The 13,697-nt window shown below is 67.0% G+C and carries 16 protein-coding genes; 7 read left to right on the top strand and 9 right to left on the bottom strand.

Annotated elements, in window-relative coordinates; all coding sequences use genetic code 11:
* Window positions 1-19: 19 nt before the first annotated feature.
* Window positions 20-475 carry a GatB/YqeY domain-containing protein gene (locus PGN12_14860; GenBank protein MEH3105167.1) on the bottom strand — a complete coding sequence of 152 codons (456 nt, stop codon included), beginning with the start codon at window positions 473-475 and terminating at the stop codon, window positions 20-22.
* A 95-nt stretch (window positions 476-570) separates the two neighbouring features.
* Here PGN12_14860 and carA point away from each other — a divergent pair, with 95 nt between their 5' ends.
* The 5 genes from carA to PGN12_14835 all read left to right on the top strand — a co-directional run bounded on the left by carA (window position 571) and on the right by PGN12_14835 (window position 6,887).
* On the top strand, window positions 571-1,839 hold the full coding sequence (gene carA, locus PGN12_14855) for a glutamine-hydrolyzing carbamoyl-phosphate synthase small subunit (GenBank protein ID MEH3105166.1): 1,269 nt from the start codon (window positions 571-573) through the stop codon (window positions 1,837-1,839).
* Window positions 1,836-2,177: a hypothetical protein gene (locus tag PGN12_14850; GenBank protein MEH3105165.1), complete on the top strand. Its 342-nt coding sequence runs from the start codon at window positions 1,836-1,838 to the stop codon at window positions 2,175-2,177. Before carA ends, PGN12_14850 begins: the two co-directional genes overlap by 4 nt.
* The gene (gene carB, locus PGN12_14845) at window positions 2,170-5,538 is read left to right on the top strand and encodes a carbamoyl-phosphate synthase large subunit (GenBank protein ID MEH3105164.1); all 3,369 of its coding nucleotides are present in this window, start codon (window positions 2,170-2,172) and stop codon (window positions 5,536-5,538) included. The genes PGN12_14850 and carB overlap by 8 nt, the downstream gene beginning before the upstream one ends.
* Window positions 5,539-5,625: 87 nt before the next feature.
* Window positions 5,626-6,102 carry a transcription elongation factor GreA gene (gene greA / locus PGN12_14840; GenBank protein MEH3105163.1) on the top strand — a complete coding sequence of 159 codons (477 nt, stop codon included), beginning with the start codon at window positions 5,626-5,628 and terminating at the stop codon, window positions 6,100-6,102.
* Complete coding sequence (locus tag PGN12_14835; GenBank protein ID MEH3105162.1) at window positions 6,102-6,887, top strand: aminoglycoside 3'-phosphotransferase; 786 nt, start codon at window positions 6,102-6,104, stop codon at window positions 6,885-6,887. Before greA ends, PGN12_14835 begins: the two co-directional genes overlap by 1 nt.
* 97 nt (window positions 6,888-6,984) lie before the next feature.
* On the opposite strand, the gene PGN12_14830 is transcribed toward PGN12_14835, so the two are convergent.
* The 5 genes from PGN12_14830 to PGN12_14810 all read right to left on the bottom strand — a co-directional run bounded on the left by PGN12_14830 (window position 6,985) and on the right by PGN12_14810 (window position 9,061).
* Window positions 6,985-7,215 carry a DUF4170 domain-containing protein gene (locus PGN12_14830; protein ID MEH3105161.1) on the bottom strand — a complete coding sequence of 77 codons (231 nt, stop codon included), beginning with the start codon at window positions 7,213-7,215 and terminating at the stop codon, window positions 6,985-6,987.
* Window positions 7,216-7,400: 185 nt separating this feature from the next.
* Window positions 7,401-7,850 (bottom strand): hypothetical protein, encoded by a 450-nt coding sequence (locus PGN12_14825; protein ID MEH3105160.1) that lies wholly within the window; start codon window positions 7,848-7,850, stop codon window positions 7,401-7,403.
* Window positions 7,847-8,179, bottom strand: a complete 333-nt coding sequence (locus PGN12_14820) for a phosphatase (GenBank protein MEH3105159.1) — start codon at window positions 8,177-8,179, stop codon at window positions 7,847-7,849. Before PGN12_14820 ends, PGN12_14825 begins: the two co-directional genes overlap by 4 nt.
* The gene (locus tag PGN12_14815; protein MEH3105158.1) at window positions 8,176-8,514 is read right to left on the bottom strand and encodes a phage holin family protein; all 339 of its coding nucleotides are present in this window, start codon (window positions 8,512-8,514) and stop codon (window positions 8,176-8,178) included. The genes PGN12_14820 and PGN12_14815 overlap by 4 nt, the downstream gene beginning before the upstream one ends.
* Window positions 8,515-8,530: 16 nt before the next feature.
* Complete coding sequence (locus tag PGN12_14810) at window positions 8,531-9,061, bottom strand: hypothetical protein (GenBank protein MEH3105157.1); 531 nt, start codon at window positions 9,059-9,061, stop codon at window positions 8,531-8,533.
* Window positions 9,062-9,195: 134 nt separating this feature from the next.
* Between PGN12_14810 and eno the strand changes: the two genes are divergently transcribed.
* Together eno and PGN12_14800 are read left to right on the top strand one after the other, a co-directional pair.
* On the top strand, window positions 9,196-10,476 hold the full coding sequence (eno, locus tag PGN12_14805) for a phosphopyruvate hydratase (protein MEH3105156.1): 1,281 nt from the start codon (window positions 9,196-9,198) through the stop codon (window positions 10,474-10,476).
* Between the two features lie 45 nt (window positions 10,477-10,521).
* Window positions 10,522-10,836 (top strand): septum formation initiator family protein, encoded by a 315-nt coding sequence (locus tag PGN12_14800; protein MEH3105155.1) that lies wholly within the window; start codon window positions 10,522-10,524, stop codon window positions 10,834-10,836.
* 166 nt (window positions 10,837-11,002) lie between these two features.
* Here PGN12_14800 and PGN12_14795 read toward each other — a convergent pair whose 3' ends face one another.
* The 3 genes from PGN12_14795 to PGN12_14785 form a co-directional block, all read right to left on the bottom strand.
* Window positions 11,003-11,827, bottom strand: coding sequence for an alpha/beta hydrolase (locus PGN12_14795; protein MEH3105154.1), 825 nt, complete (start codon window positions 11,825-11,827; stop codon window positions 11,003-11,005).
* A gap of 191 nt (window positions 11,828-12,018) precedes the next feature.
* Entirely contained in the window at window positions 12,019-13,119 is a 1,101-nt protein-coding gene (gene aroB, locus PGN12_14790; GenBank protein MEH3105153.1) for a 3-dehydroquinate synthase, read from the bottom strand.
* The gene (locus PGN12_14785; GenBank protein MEH3105152.1) at window positions 13,116-13,679 is read right to left on the bottom strand and encodes a shikimate kinase; all 564 of its coding nucleotides are present in this window, start codon (window positions 13,677-13,679) and stop codon (window positions 13,116-13,118) included. The genes aroB and PGN12_14785 overlap by 4 nt, the downstream gene beginning before the upstream one ends.
* Window positions 13,680-13,697: the final 18 nt, after the last annotated feature.

Below are 13,697 nucleotides of genomic sequence, written 5' to 3'. Positions count from 1 at the left end.
AGCGGGAGGGGAGATTTGGTCACCCTGCCAACGCCGCCTTCACCAGCCCGCTCGCCTTGCTCATGTCGAGCGTCGTGGCGTGGCGGGCCTTCAGTTCGGCCATCACGCGGCCCATGTCCTTCATGCCGCTCGCGCCGAGATCGTCCTTGATCGACTCGATCGCCGCCTTCGTCTCGTCCTCGCTCATCTGCGCGGGGAGGTAGCGCTCGATCACCGCGACCTCGGCGGCCTCGGCGGCGGCGAGTTCGGCGCGGCCGCCCTGTTCGTACATCGCGATCGATTCGCGGCGCTGCTTCACCATTTTCTGCAGGACCTCGATCACCAGCGCATCGTCGTCCGCCGGCGCCGATCCGGTGCGCGCCTCGATGTCGCGATTCTTGATCGCCGCCTGAATCAAGCCGATAGCGCCGCGCGCTTCCTTGTCGCCGGCCTTCATCGCCGCGATCTGCGCTGCCTTGATGTCGTCGCGAATCATCTACTCGTCCTTAACAGATTGACGCATCGCCGATGCGTCTCTAGCGGGCGGGGCTTAGCGACATTGCCGACCCTTTCAAGGAGTGCCCGCCCATCATGGCCGAGCCTGAGTTTCCGCACGCCCCCATGCCCGAAGGCGCCACCGGCGTCCTCGTTCTGGCCAATGGAGAGGTCGCGTGGGGGCGCGGCTTCGGCGCGGAGGGCGCCGCGGTCGGTGAGGTGTGCTTCCACACCGCGATGACCGGCTATCAGGAGATCATGACCGACCCGTCGTTCGCGGGGCAGATCATCACCTTCACCTTCCCGCACATCGGCAACGTCGGCGCGAACCCCGACGACGTCGAGGCGGACAATCCGCACGCGCTCGGCATGATCGTCCGCGAAGACCCGACCGCGCCCAGCAATTTCCGCGCGATGGAGAATCTCGACGGCTGGATGAAGCGGCACACGCGCATCGGGCTGGCCGGCATCGACACGCGCGCGCTGACGCGACGCATCCGCTCGGGCGGCGCGCCGAACGGCGTGGTGGCGCATTCGCCGACCGGGGAGTTCGACCTCGACGCCTTGCTCCAGATGGCGCGCGGCTGGCCGGGGCTCGAGGGCATGGACCTCGCCAAGGACGTGACCCGCGAGACGCACGGGACGTGGGCGGGCGGCATCTGGAAGCTCGGCTTCGGCTATGACCTTGAAAAGCCCTTCCCCCTCGGGGGAGGGGTTGGGGTGGGGCAGTCTGGAGTCGGTTTCGATGAGACCTCCCCCACCCCCAACCCCTCCCCTGAAGGGGAGGGGCTTGCTGCGCGCGAGCGTCCGCACGTCGTCGCGATCGACTATGGCAGTAAGTTCAACATCTTCCGCAATCTGGTCCAAGCCGGGGCGAAGGTATCGGTCGTACCGGCGAATGCGACGTTCGACGAGATCATGGCGCTGAACCCGGACGGCATCTTCCTGTCGAACGGCCCCGGCGATCCCGCAGCGACCGGGGAATATGCGGTGCCGGTGATCCGGCAGTTGCTGGAGACGGGCAAGCCGCTGTTCGGCATCTGCCTCGGGCATCAGTTGCTGGCGCTGGCGGTGGGCGCGCGGACGACCAAGATGTTCCAGGGGCATCGCGGCGCGAACCATCCGGTCAAGCGCGTCGACGACGGCGCGGTCGAGATCACCAGCATGAACCACGGCTTTGCGGTCGAGCGCGACTCGCTGCCCGCGAACGCGCGCGAGACGCATGTGTCGCTGTTCGACGGGTCGAACGCGGGGCTGGAGCTGACCGACCGGCCGGCGTTTTCGGTGCAGTATCACCCCGAGGCGAGCCCGGGGCCGCAGGATAGTTTCTATCTGTTCAAGCGGTTTGTTGTGGGGCTGGGATGACGTTCGTTGCCGACGAGGATGCGGGGCGAACCTATGATGCTGAACGCGGCGCTGAGTTATTTTTGATCTCTGGCGGTTCGGATGGCTCGAAGCATTTTGAGTTGCGGTATGCCGACAGGACGAGCCCCTTCTCGGCGGAGCTACTGGTCGTCGCAAGTGACGATGGCCTGAGTTGGTGTGTTCGGCTCTGCGAGGTCGAGGATCGTACGATAATCGCCGAAGCACTTCGAGCATACGGTTGGGGTCACGGATTTTGGGCTGACAAAATCTGCGGGGTGAAATTTCTGGAGCGGCGCAAACGCCTCTTCAGCACAAGATATGAGTGGATCGATGCCTAAACGTACTGACATCTCCTCCATCCTCGTCATCGGCGCGGGTCCGATCATCATCGGGCAGGCGTGCGAGTTCGATTATTCGGGCACGCAGGCGATCAAGGCGCTCAAGGAAGAGGGCTATCGCATCGTCCTGGTCAATTCGAACCCGGCGACGATCATGACCGATCCCGAGCTGGCCGACGCGACCTATGTCGAGCCGATCACCCCGGAAGTTGTCGCGCGCATCATCGAACGTGAACGCCCCGATGCCGTTCTCCCCACGATGGGGGGACAGACCGCGCTCAACACCGCGCTGGCGTTGTTCCGCGACGGCACGCTGGAGAAGTTCGGCGTGACGATGATCGGCGCCGAAGCCGATGCGATCGACAAGGCCGAGGACCGGCTCAAGTTCCGCGACGCGATGGACAAGATCGGGCTGGAAAGCGCGCGCAGCCATATCGCGCATACCGAGAAGGAGGCGCTGGAGGGGCTGGAGAAGGTCGGGCTGCCCGCGATCATTCGCCCGAGCTTCACGCTCGGCGGCACCGGCGGCGGGATCGCGTATAATCGCGAGGAATTCATCGAGATCGTCCGCAAGGGGCTCGACGCGTCGCCGACCACCGAGGTGCTGATCGAGGAATCTTTGCTCGGCTGGAAGGAATATGAGATGGAGGTGGTCCGCGACCGCGCGGACAATTGCATCATCATCTGCTCGATCGAGAATGTCGATCCGATGGGCGTCCATACGGGCGACTCGATCACGGTCGCGCCGGCGCTCACGCTGACCGACAAGGAATATCAGATCATGCGCAACGCCAGCATCGCGGTGCTGCGCGAGATCGGCGTCGAGACCGGCGGGTCGAACGTGCAGTTCGCGGTCAATCCGAAGGACGGCCGCCTGATCGTCATCGAGATGAACCCGCGCGTGTCGCGTTCGTCGGCGCTGGCGTCGAAGGCGACCGGCTTCCCGATCGCCAAGGTCGCGGCCAAGCTGGCGGTCGGCTATACGCTCGACGAGATCGAGAACGACATCACCGGCGCGACCCCCGCGTCGTTCGAGCCGACAATCGACTATGTCGTCACAAAGATCCCGCGCTTTGCCTTCGAGAAGTTCAAGGGTGCCGAGGCGGTGCTGGGCACCGCGATGAAGTCGGTCGGCGAGGTGATGGCGATCGGCCGCAACATCCACGAATCGATGCAGAAGGCGTTGCGCGGGCTGGAGACCGGGCTGTCGGGCTTCAACCATGTCGAGCGGCTGGTCGGCGCGCCGCGCGCCGAGATCGAGGCGGCGCTCGCCTCGCCGACCCCCGACCGGCTGCTGGTCGCCGCGCAGGCGCTGCGCGAGGGCTTCACCGTCGCCGAGGTGAACGCGATCGCCAAATACGATCCGTGGTTCCTCGAGCGGATGGCGGAGATCGTCGCCGCCGAGAACGAGGTGATGAAGGACGGGCTGCCGATCGAGGCGGCGGGAATGCGCCGGCTGAAGGCGATGGGCTTCTCCGACAAGCGGCTGGCGTGGCTGGCGCTGCAATCGGCGAACCTGCGCGGCATGGAGCGCGGGATCGCGCGCGGCTCGGGGCTGATCCACGAGGCGGTCAAGGCGATGACCGGCGGCGTCACCGAGGACGAGGTGCGCGAGCATCGCCTGAAGCTGGGCGTGCGCCCGGTGTTCAAGCGCATCGACACCTGCGCCGCCGAGTTCGACGCCAAGACGCCGTATATGTACTCGACCTATGAGGCGCCGTCGTTCGGCGAGCCCGAGAACGAGGCGCAGCCGTCGGATCGTCGTAAGATCGTGATCCTGGGCGGCGGGCCGAACCGGATCGGGCAGGGGATCGAGTTCGATTATTGCTGCTGCCACGCCTGCTTCGCGCTGGCGGACGCGGGCTATGAGACGATCATGGTCAATTGCAATCCGGAGACGGTGAGCACCGACTATGACACCTCGGACCGCCTCTATTTCGAGCCGCTGACCGCCGAGGACGTGCTGGAGATCCTGCACGTCGAACAGTCGAAGGGCGAGCTGGTCGGGGTGATCGTGCAGTTCGGCGGGCAGACGCCGCTGAACCTTGCGCGCGCGCTGGAAAAGGCGGGGATCCCGATCCTCGGCACCAGCCCGGATGCGATCGATCTCGCCGAGGATCGCGAGCGGTTCGCGGCGCTGGTCAACCGGCTCAAACTGCTCCAGCCGTCGAACGGCATCGCGCGCAGCCGCGCCGAGGCGCTGAACGTCGCCAATCGCATCGGCTATCCGGTGCTGATGCGTCCGAGCTATGTGCTCGGCGGGCGCGCGATGGAGATCGTCGACAGCGACCAGCAGCTGGAGGATTATATCCAGACCGCGGTACAGGTGTCGGGCGACGCGCCGGTGCTGATCGACCAGTATCTGCGCGACGCGATCGAGGTCGACGTCGATGCGATCTGCGACGGCGAGGATGTGGTGGTCGCGGGCGTGCTCCAGCATATCGAGGAAGCCGGGGTCCATTCGGGCGACAGCGCCTGCTCGATCCCGCCGTACTCGCTGCCGGCCGAGATCATCGCCGAGATCGAGCGCCAGACCGAGGCGCTGGCGCGTGGGCTGAACGTCGTCGGGCTGATGAACATCCAGTTCGCGGTCAAGGCCACCGGCTCGGAGGCCGGCGCAGGCGCCCAGGTGTACCTCATCGAGGTCAATCCGCGCGCCAGCCGGACGGTGCCGTTCGTCGCCAAGGCGATCGGCGCGCCGATCGCCAAGATCGCCAGCCGCGTGATGGCGGGCGAGAAGCTGCGCGACCTGCCGAAGATCGACCGCGACATCGACTATTTCGCGGTCAAGGAAGCGGTGTTCCCGTTCGCGCGCTTCCCCGGCATCGACCCGGTGTTGTCGCCGGAGATGAAGAGCACCGGCGAGGTGATGGGCATCTCGCCCGATTTCACCACCGCCTTCGCCAAGTCGCAGCTGGGGGCTGGCACCGTGCTGCCGACCAGCGGCGCGGTGTTCGTCAGCGTGAAGTCCGGCGACAAGGACGCGATCGTTCCCGCGGTGCGTGCGCTGGTCGATGCGGGCTTCGCGATCGTCGCGACGACCGGCACCGCCGACCATCTGTCGCGCGCCGGGCTGCCGGTCGAGACGGTCAACAAGGTCGCGCAGGGCCGGCCGCATATCGTCGACCGGATCAAGGACGGCGCGATCGCGTTGATCTTCAACACGACCGAGGGCTGGCAGAGCCTGAAGGACTCGCAGCCGATCCGTGCCTCGGCGGTGAATGGCAAGGTGCCCTACTTCACCACCGCCTCCGCGGCGGTGCAGGCGGCGCAGGCGATCCATGCCGCGGTGATGGGCGACGGATCGCGCAACCTTGAAGTACGGCCGTTGCAATCCTATTATTCGCAGCCGCACAACTGATCCCCGGACATATGTGCTGATGTAGGGGGCGGCCTTCGCAGGGAGAGGGCCGCTTCCGGGGACGCGTTTTTACGAAGGACAAGGGCGATGGCGACGGTCGAAAAGATGCCGATGTTGCAGGAAGGCTATGAAAAGCTGACTGCCGACCTGAAGCGGCTGAAGACCGAGCGCCCGCTGATCGTCGATGCGATCGAGGAAGCCCGTGCGCACGGCGACCTGTCGGAAAACGCCGAATATCATGCCGCCAAGGAGCGGCAGGGGCAGGTCGAGGCTTCGATCGCCGATATTGAGGATAAGTTGAGCCGTGCGCAGATCATCGATCCGCGCGAGCTGTCGGGCGACAAGATCGTGTTCGGCGCGACCGTCACTTTGCTCGACGAGGACGAGAAGCCGGTGAAGTATCAGATCGTCGGCCAGACCGAGGCCGACGCCAAGACTGGCCGGATCAGCTACAATTCGCCGATCGGCCGCGCGCTGATCGGGCGCAGCCTCGACGACGAGGTCGAAGTGTCGGTGCCGGCGGGCGATCGCTATTATCTGGTGTCGAAGATCGAGTTCATCTGATGGTGGTTCCGCTCCCTCCTTCGTGGCGGGAGCGGCTGGCGGGCGCGACATGGGAGCGCGAGCCGGAAGGCGAGTCCGGCGGCGTGATCCACCGGATCGTGGCCGCGGACGGTAAGCGGCTGTTCCTGAAATATGGCGAAGGCGCGGTGGCGGACGCGGTCGCCGACGAGGCCATTCGGCTGCGCTGGCTGCAGGGGCGGGTGCCGACCGTCCGGGTCGTATCGACGGCCATCGAGCCCGATGCCGCTTGGCTGCTCACCACCGCCGCGCCGGGCAAGACCGGTGACGCGTGGATCGAGGAACGCCCCGATCTTCTGCGTCAGGTGATCCGCGGCTTTGCTTCATTCCTGCGGATGCTTCACGCGCTGCCGACGGACGAATGTCCGTTCGATGCCTCGGCGTCCGTTCGCCTCGCAGCGGCGCGCAAGCTTGTTTCGGCGGGGTCGGTGGACGAGACCGACTTTGGCGACGATCATCTCGGGATGAGCGCGGGTGCCGTGCTGGCGGAGGCCGAGTTGCTGGCGCATCACGCTGCCGGTCGGGTCGTCACGCATGGCGACTTTTCGCTCGGCAACGTCCTGCTCGATACGTTGGGGCGCGTGACGGCGTGTATCGACGTTGGGCGGATGGGTGTTGCCGATCCTTATCAGGACATCGCCATCTTCTGGGAAAATCTCGGCGATTTCGGCGAGGAGGCGCAGACGTGCTTTCTTGCCGAAATAGGTATCGACGTCCTCGACGAACGGCGACTCAACTTCCACCGGACGTTCGACGAACTGTTCTGACCTGTCCGTCGCCCCGGACTTGATCCGGGGCCCCGCTGCTTCACGAAACGGCGGAAAGAAGCGGGATCCCGGGTCAAGCCCGGGACGACGTCTCGAATTAAGCCGCCGGCTTGGCGAGCAGGTCGGGTTCAAGCAGGCGGTGGAGATGGACCACCACATACTTCATCTCGGCATCGTCGACGGTGCGCTGCGCAGCGGCGCGCCAAGCCTTTTCGGCGCTGGCGTAGTCCGGAAAGACGCCGACGATGTCGATCGACGACAGGTCGCTGAATTCGAGGGTGCGCGGATCGCTGACACGACCGCCGAACACCAGATGAAGCTTGCTCATGCACGCGCTCCCGCTTGGGATTGAACCACCGCCACACCACCCGCCCGCGTCGCCACCGGAACGAGGAAGAGCCGCCGGCAGCGTTGGCGCAAACCCGGCGGCTCTCCCTCAAACTCCGATCAGCGCCGCGTTTACGCGGTCGGCCAGACCGTCCCCTAGCGCGACCCGCTGCGGGTTTGAAGGGGTCAGGATGCGCTCTTGACCTGTTCCTTGCCGGCCTGTGCCGCCGCGGACCCTGCGGTGCCCGCCGCCTTCAGCACGCCCTGAAAAAGCGACTTCGCCTGATCGCGCGCGGCATTCGGGGTCAGGCCCAGTTGGTCCAGCTCGGCGCGCCCCGCATCCTTCGCCGCCGCCAGCGCCGCGACCGCGGCGGTGTTGATCTTGCGCCCGACGCCGGACAGCAATTCCTTCTCGCGCTGGCTGCGCGGCAGGACCGCAGCGACCGCCGCCCCCAGTACGAGCCCGCCGACCAGCACGCCGAGCGGATTACCCTCCAGCGTTTCCGCGGTGGCGTGTGCCGCATCGCTGGCGCGATGCTTGGCGGTATCGAGCGCACTCGCCGCTGCCTCACGCGCGTGATCGACGCTGTCGCGCAGACGGCCGTGCTGCTCTTGATCGTTATTATGGTCGGTCATGATCCAATCCTTTCGGCGGGTTGGGCGATATCTTCGGGGGATGGCAGGCGCTTCTGCCGCTTCTTCTTGCCGAACAGGCGCGCGATCTGACGCCCGGTGACGAGGGCGACCAGTAGCGAGGCGCCGCCCGCAACCACCCCCGGATTGCGGCGCGCCACTTCGGTGCCGACGCGTACGGCCCGTTCGCCGCTGTCCGACACCTCGGCCAGCGCGGCCTTGGCGAGCCGACGCGGTTCGAGTTCGCTCTGCAAGCGTTCGACGGTGCCGTCGAAGCGGCGACGCGCCTCGGCGACACGCGCCTCGGCGAGGGTCACGTCGGCGGCGGTCATGTGTCCGACCCCGTGCGCAATGCCGACTTGCCGGACAGCGCGAGCAGTCCGGCGACGAGTAACACCACGCTGACCACGGCCAGCGTCGCCCAACCGGGGCCGATCAGTGTCGCTAGCGACAGGATCGCCCCGACCAGCAAGGCGATCAGTGCCGCGACCGCGAGGACGCCTGCGATCGCAAAGCGGATCGTCGCGGCCTTGTAGCGGCTGACCGCGAAGCCCGCCTTGGCCTTGGCCAGGGCGATCTCCGCCTTTGCCACGTCGCGCGCGTCGGTCGCGAGCTGAGTCACGAGCTGCGGGATGCTGTCCGGGAGAACGCGGTCACCTACGTCCATTCGTTCGGACATTCGATCAGGCATCGCGCTGGTCGACGGCGGCGCCGATCAGACGTGCCACCACGAAGCCGACCCCGGCTGCGAGGCCCACGGCCAGTTCGGGACTCTTGCGCACCAGCGCCCGGGCGTCCTCAAGCAGATCGTCGACGCTCTTCTGGTCGATCGTGCTGGTAAAGCCCTGCACGCGATCCGCCGCGGAGCGGGCATATTGCCCGTATTGCGCGCCGAGCTTCTCATCGACCTGCCCGGCGGCGTCGGTCAGCATCTGTGAAAGCTGCGTCAGCGCGTCGGTCGCCTTCGCCTTGCCGTCCTCGGCGAAGCTGCGCGCCTTGTCGGCGGCCTGCTCACGGCCCTTGGCGACATAGTCGCGTGCGGATTGTTTGGCGTCGGCGAGGGTGTTGCCCGTCGCGCTCGCGTCTTCCGGCGTGAAATCGACGCCGGCGTTCTTGAGCGGCTCTGCCGGCGTGAACGACGCGTCGGCGGGCGGCGGCGCGGCGTCCGCCGGAGTGGAATGCTGGAGCGTGTCGCGATCCTGCTCGTCGGCCATGATTCATCCTTCCCTGGTCGAGGTCAAACAACCCGGCGGTCGGGCCGCCGGTTCCATCGCGTTGCAGCATCGCCGGACGACCGCTAGGAGGCGCCATGTCCTGCCGCGCCGGCAGAAAATAGGAGGATCGTTTCGTGACCGCAATCATCGACCTGCACGGACGCCAGATCATCGACAGCCGCGGCAACCCGACCGTCGAGGTCGACGTGCTCCTCGACGACGGCAGCTTCGGTCGCGCGGCGGTGCCCTCGGGCGCGTCGACCGGCGCGCACGAGGCGGTCGAGAAGCGCGACGGCGACAAGACGCGCTGGGGCGGGAAGGGCGTCGACGAAGCGGTCGAGGCGGTCAACGACGAGATCGCCGACGCGATCATCGGGCTAGACGCCGAGGACCAGCTCGAAATCGACCAGACGATGATCGAGCTGGACGGCACCGAGAACAAGGGCCGCCTGGGCGCGAACGCGATCCTCGGCGTCAGCCTGGCGGTGGCGAAGGCGGCGGCGGACGCGCGCGGGCTGCCGCTGTACCGCTATGTCGGCGGCGTCGCGGCGCATGTGCTGCCGGTGCCGATGATGAACATCATCAACGGTGGCGAGCATGCCGACAACCCGATCGACTTTCAGGAATTCATGATCGTGCCGGTCGGCGCGGAATCGCTGGCCGAGGCGGTGCGCTGCGGTTCGGAGATCTTCCACACGCTCAAGAAGGGGTTGAGCGAAAAGGGCTTGGCGACCGCGGTCGGCGACGAGGGCGGGTTCGCGCCGAACCTCGCCAGCACCACCGATGCGCTCGACTTCATCATGACCTCGATCGAGCGCGCGGGCTACACGCCGGGCGACGACGTGATGCTGGCGCTCGATTGCGCGGCGACCGAGTTCTTCAAGGACGGCAAGTATGTCATTTCGGGCGAGAACCTGACGCTCGAGCCGGGCGCGATGGCCGAATATCTCGCCGATCTCGCCGCGCGCTATCCGATCTTCTCGATCGAGGACGGCATGGCCGAGGACGATTTCGAGGGCTGGAAGGCGCTGACCGACGCGATCGGCAAGAAGGTGCAGCTGGTCGGCGACGATCTGTTCGTCACCAACCCGAAGCGGCTGCGCGACGGGATCGGGCAGGGGCTCGCCAACTCGCTGCTGGTGAAGGTCAATCAGATCGGCACGCTGTCGGAGACGCTGGAGGCGATCCGCGTCGCCGAGCGCGCCGGCTATACCGCGGTGATGTCGCACCGCTCGGGCGAAACCGAGGATTCGACGATCGCCGATCTGGCGGTCGCGACCAATTGCGGACAGATCAAGACCGGCAGCCTCGCACGCTCCGACCGGCTCGCGAAGTACAACCAGCTGATCCGGATCGAGGAGGAATTGGGCGGCATGTCGCGCTATGCGGGCCGGGACGTGCTGCGGAACCGCTGATAGGGCTTGCAAAGGGCGAGGCGACTCGCGAGAATCGCTTGCGTTATGCCTCGCCCGTCCAACCGCCTCTCGCAAACGCTCCGGCGTGCCGCCGTCCCCGCCCTCGCGGTGGCGGTGATGGCGTTCTTCGGCGCCTATGCGGTGCTGGGGCCGAACGGGCTGATCGCGCTGGGCGATTACAAGCGGCAGCTGATCGCGCGCGAGAAGCAATATGCGCAGCTCGACCAGCGGCGGACGATGTTGCAGAACCGTGTGACCTTGCTCGATCCGCGCCATGCGAACCCGGATATGGTTGACGAGCTGGTGCGCAAGGAGCTGAACGTCGCGCATCCGGATGAGGTGATCGTTCCGTTGAAGTGAGGTTGAGGGCCAAGCTGCCCACTGCCCACTGCCCACCCCTCCCCCGTCACCCCGGCGAAGGCCGGGGTCCAGTTGCGCGACGCTGGTGACGACGCCCGTCGCGTGACAACTCACGCCTTCCCAGCTGGACCCCGGCCTTCGCCGGGTGACGGAAGTTGGTGACGGGTTACCTCCCGAGGAACGTCAGCAGATCCTCGGTCAGCCGCTCGCCTTCGGTCGCGAACAGCCCGTGCGGCGCGCCGTCGTATTCGACCAGTTGCGCGTTCGCGATCCCCGCCGCCGCGGCGCGGCCGCTGGTGTCGATCGGAACGGTCTTGTCCGCGGTGCCGTGCAGCACCAGCGTCGGCACCCGAAACGCCGGCAGGTCGGGGCGGAAGTCGGTGTGGCCGAAGCTTTCGGCGCATTTCAGCGTCGGCTGCAGCCCGGCCTGCATCGCCAGTCGCCACGCCCAGTCGAGCGTCGCCTCGCTGACCGGGCTGGTGACATAGCCGACCCCGAAGAAGTCCTTGAAGAAGGTGCGGAAGAAGTTCGGCCGATCTTTCAGGATGCCGTCGGCGATCTGTTGCAGCGTCTCTTCGGGTACGCCATCGGGATTGTCGTCGGTCTTGAGCATATACGGCACGACCGAGCTGATCAGCGCCGCCGAAATGACGCCCTTGCCGTCATAGCGGCTCTGGTAGCGCGCGACCTCGCCGCCGCCCATCGAAAAGCCGACCAGCGTGACGTCCTGTGTCGCACCGGCGGCTTCCAGCACGTCGTGGAGGTCGTCGGTGAGTGTGTCGTAATCATAGCCCGACCACGGCTGGCCCGAGCGGCCGAACCCGCGGCGGTCGTAGGCGATGGCGCGGAAGCCGGCATCGGCGAGCGCCTTCATCTGCGGGTCCCAGCTGTCCGAGGACAGCGGCCAGCCATGGATCAGAACGACCGGGCGACCCTCGCCCCAGTCCTTGACGTAGATGTCGGTCCCGTCGCGCGTCTTCACATACGGCATGTGGCTCTCCTTGGCAGAGCAGCCGTAACGGGCAGTTCGGAGCGGCGTTCCTCGCCATTGTCCCCGCGTGCTCCGTCATTCCCGCGAAGGCGGGAATCCAGACGCGCAGGTTTTCGCAAGAGGCGAAGCGTCAGAGGTTCTGGATTCCCGCCTTCGCGGGAATGACAAGGGGGAGGGGAGTAACGGTAGGCTTACCGTCCCGGTTCGCCGAGGAACGCCTCGACCTCATCCAGCGCTACCGTCTTGTCGAGGTAGGTCCGGCCGATGCCGTGCGCGAGCAGGAAGGGCAGCGTGCCGGCCGCCATCTTCTTGTCGTGGCGCATATGCTCGACCAGCCGCGCGGGCGGAGCGGTGATGCCCGACGCCGTCAGGCCATCGGGCAGTCCGCTGTCGCGCCAGTGCGCGGCGACGCGCGCGGCGTCGTCCGCCGAACAGCGCCCGGTCGCGGCGGAGAAGGCGAAGGCGAGGCCGCAACCGGCGGCGACCGCCTCGCCGTGCAGCAGCCGGTCGGAGAAGCCCGCTTCCGCCTCCAGCGCATGGCCGAAGGTGTGGCCGAGGTTGAGCAAGGCGCGGCGGCCGGTCGTCTCGAACTCGTCCTCGCCGACGATCCGCGCCTTGGCGGCGACCGCGTGCGCGATCGCGTGGACGCGCGCGTCGGGATCGCCCGCGAGCAGCTTTGCGCCATTCGCCTCGCACCAGGCGAAGAAGCCGGCGTCGTCGATCAACCCGTATTTGACGACCTCGGCATAGCCGGCGCGCACTTGCCGCGCAGGCAGGGTGTCGAGCACGTCGGGGTCGATCAGCACGATCTTCGGCTGGTGGAAGGCCCCGATCAGGTTCTTGCCGGCCCGCGCGTTGATTCCGGTCTTGCCGCCGACCGACGAATCGACCTGCGACAACAAGGTGGTGGGGATCTGCACGAAGCCGCAGCCGCGTTTGAGGATCGCGGTTGCGAAGCCGACAAGGTCGCCGATCACCCCGCCGCCGAGTGCCACGACATGGTCGCCACGTTCGACGCCGAGCGCGAGCAACTCGTCGGTGAGCCGCTCGAGCGTCGCCCAGCTCTTTGAGCCTTCGCCGGCGGGCAAAACGATCTCCGCGTGGCGGATCCCGGCAACGTCGAGCGCGGCGGTCAGCGTGGCGAGATGCGCGACGACATTGGCGTCGGCGACGATCACCACCGGGCGCGTGCCGACAATCGGCGCTAGCGCCTCGCCCGCGCGCGCGAGCAGTCCCGGTTCGATCCGCACGTCATAGCTGCGGTCGCCGAGCGCCACGGTCACGGTCGTCATTTGCTCAGGGCCTCCATGATCGCGCGCACCGTCATGTCGTGCGGGGTATTGGCGCTGGGGATGCGCAGATGCGCGAGCGCGTAGAGCGGGTTGCGGACCGCCGCCAGCTCGCGCAGCACGGTCGCGGGGTCCTTGCCGCGCAGCAGCGGGCGGGTGTCGCGACGCTTGACGCGCTCGGCGAGCACCTCGACCGGCGCGTCGAGCCAGATTGCCAGCGCGTCGGACAGGATCAGCGCGCGCGTTTCGTCGTTGACGAATGCCCCCCCGCCGGTCGCGATCACTTTCGGGCGACCGTCGATCAGCCGCTGGATCACCCGGCGCTCGCCGTCGCGGAAATAATCCTCGCCGAATTGCGCGAAGATATCGGCAATCGACATGCCGGCCGCGGTTTCGATTTCGGTATCCGCGTCGACGAACGGCAGCGCGAGGCGCATCGCGAGGCGGCGGCCGACTGTCGACTTGCCCGCGCCCATCAGTCCCACCAGCACGATCGGGCGGCCGGTCCAGCGATGCGGACGGCGCGACGAGCGGCGGGACGGAACGGGCGGGCTTTGCAACATCGTCCCTGCGGCTATACA

It is taken from the genome of Sphingomonas phyllosphaerae (genome assembly GCA_036946405.1).
Lineage (GTDB): Bacteria > Pseudomonadota > Alphaproteobacteria > Sphingomonadales > Sphingomonadaceae > Sphingomonas > Sphingomonas phyllosphaerae_D.
This window is presented reverse-complemented; position numbering and strand designations above follow the sequence as displayed.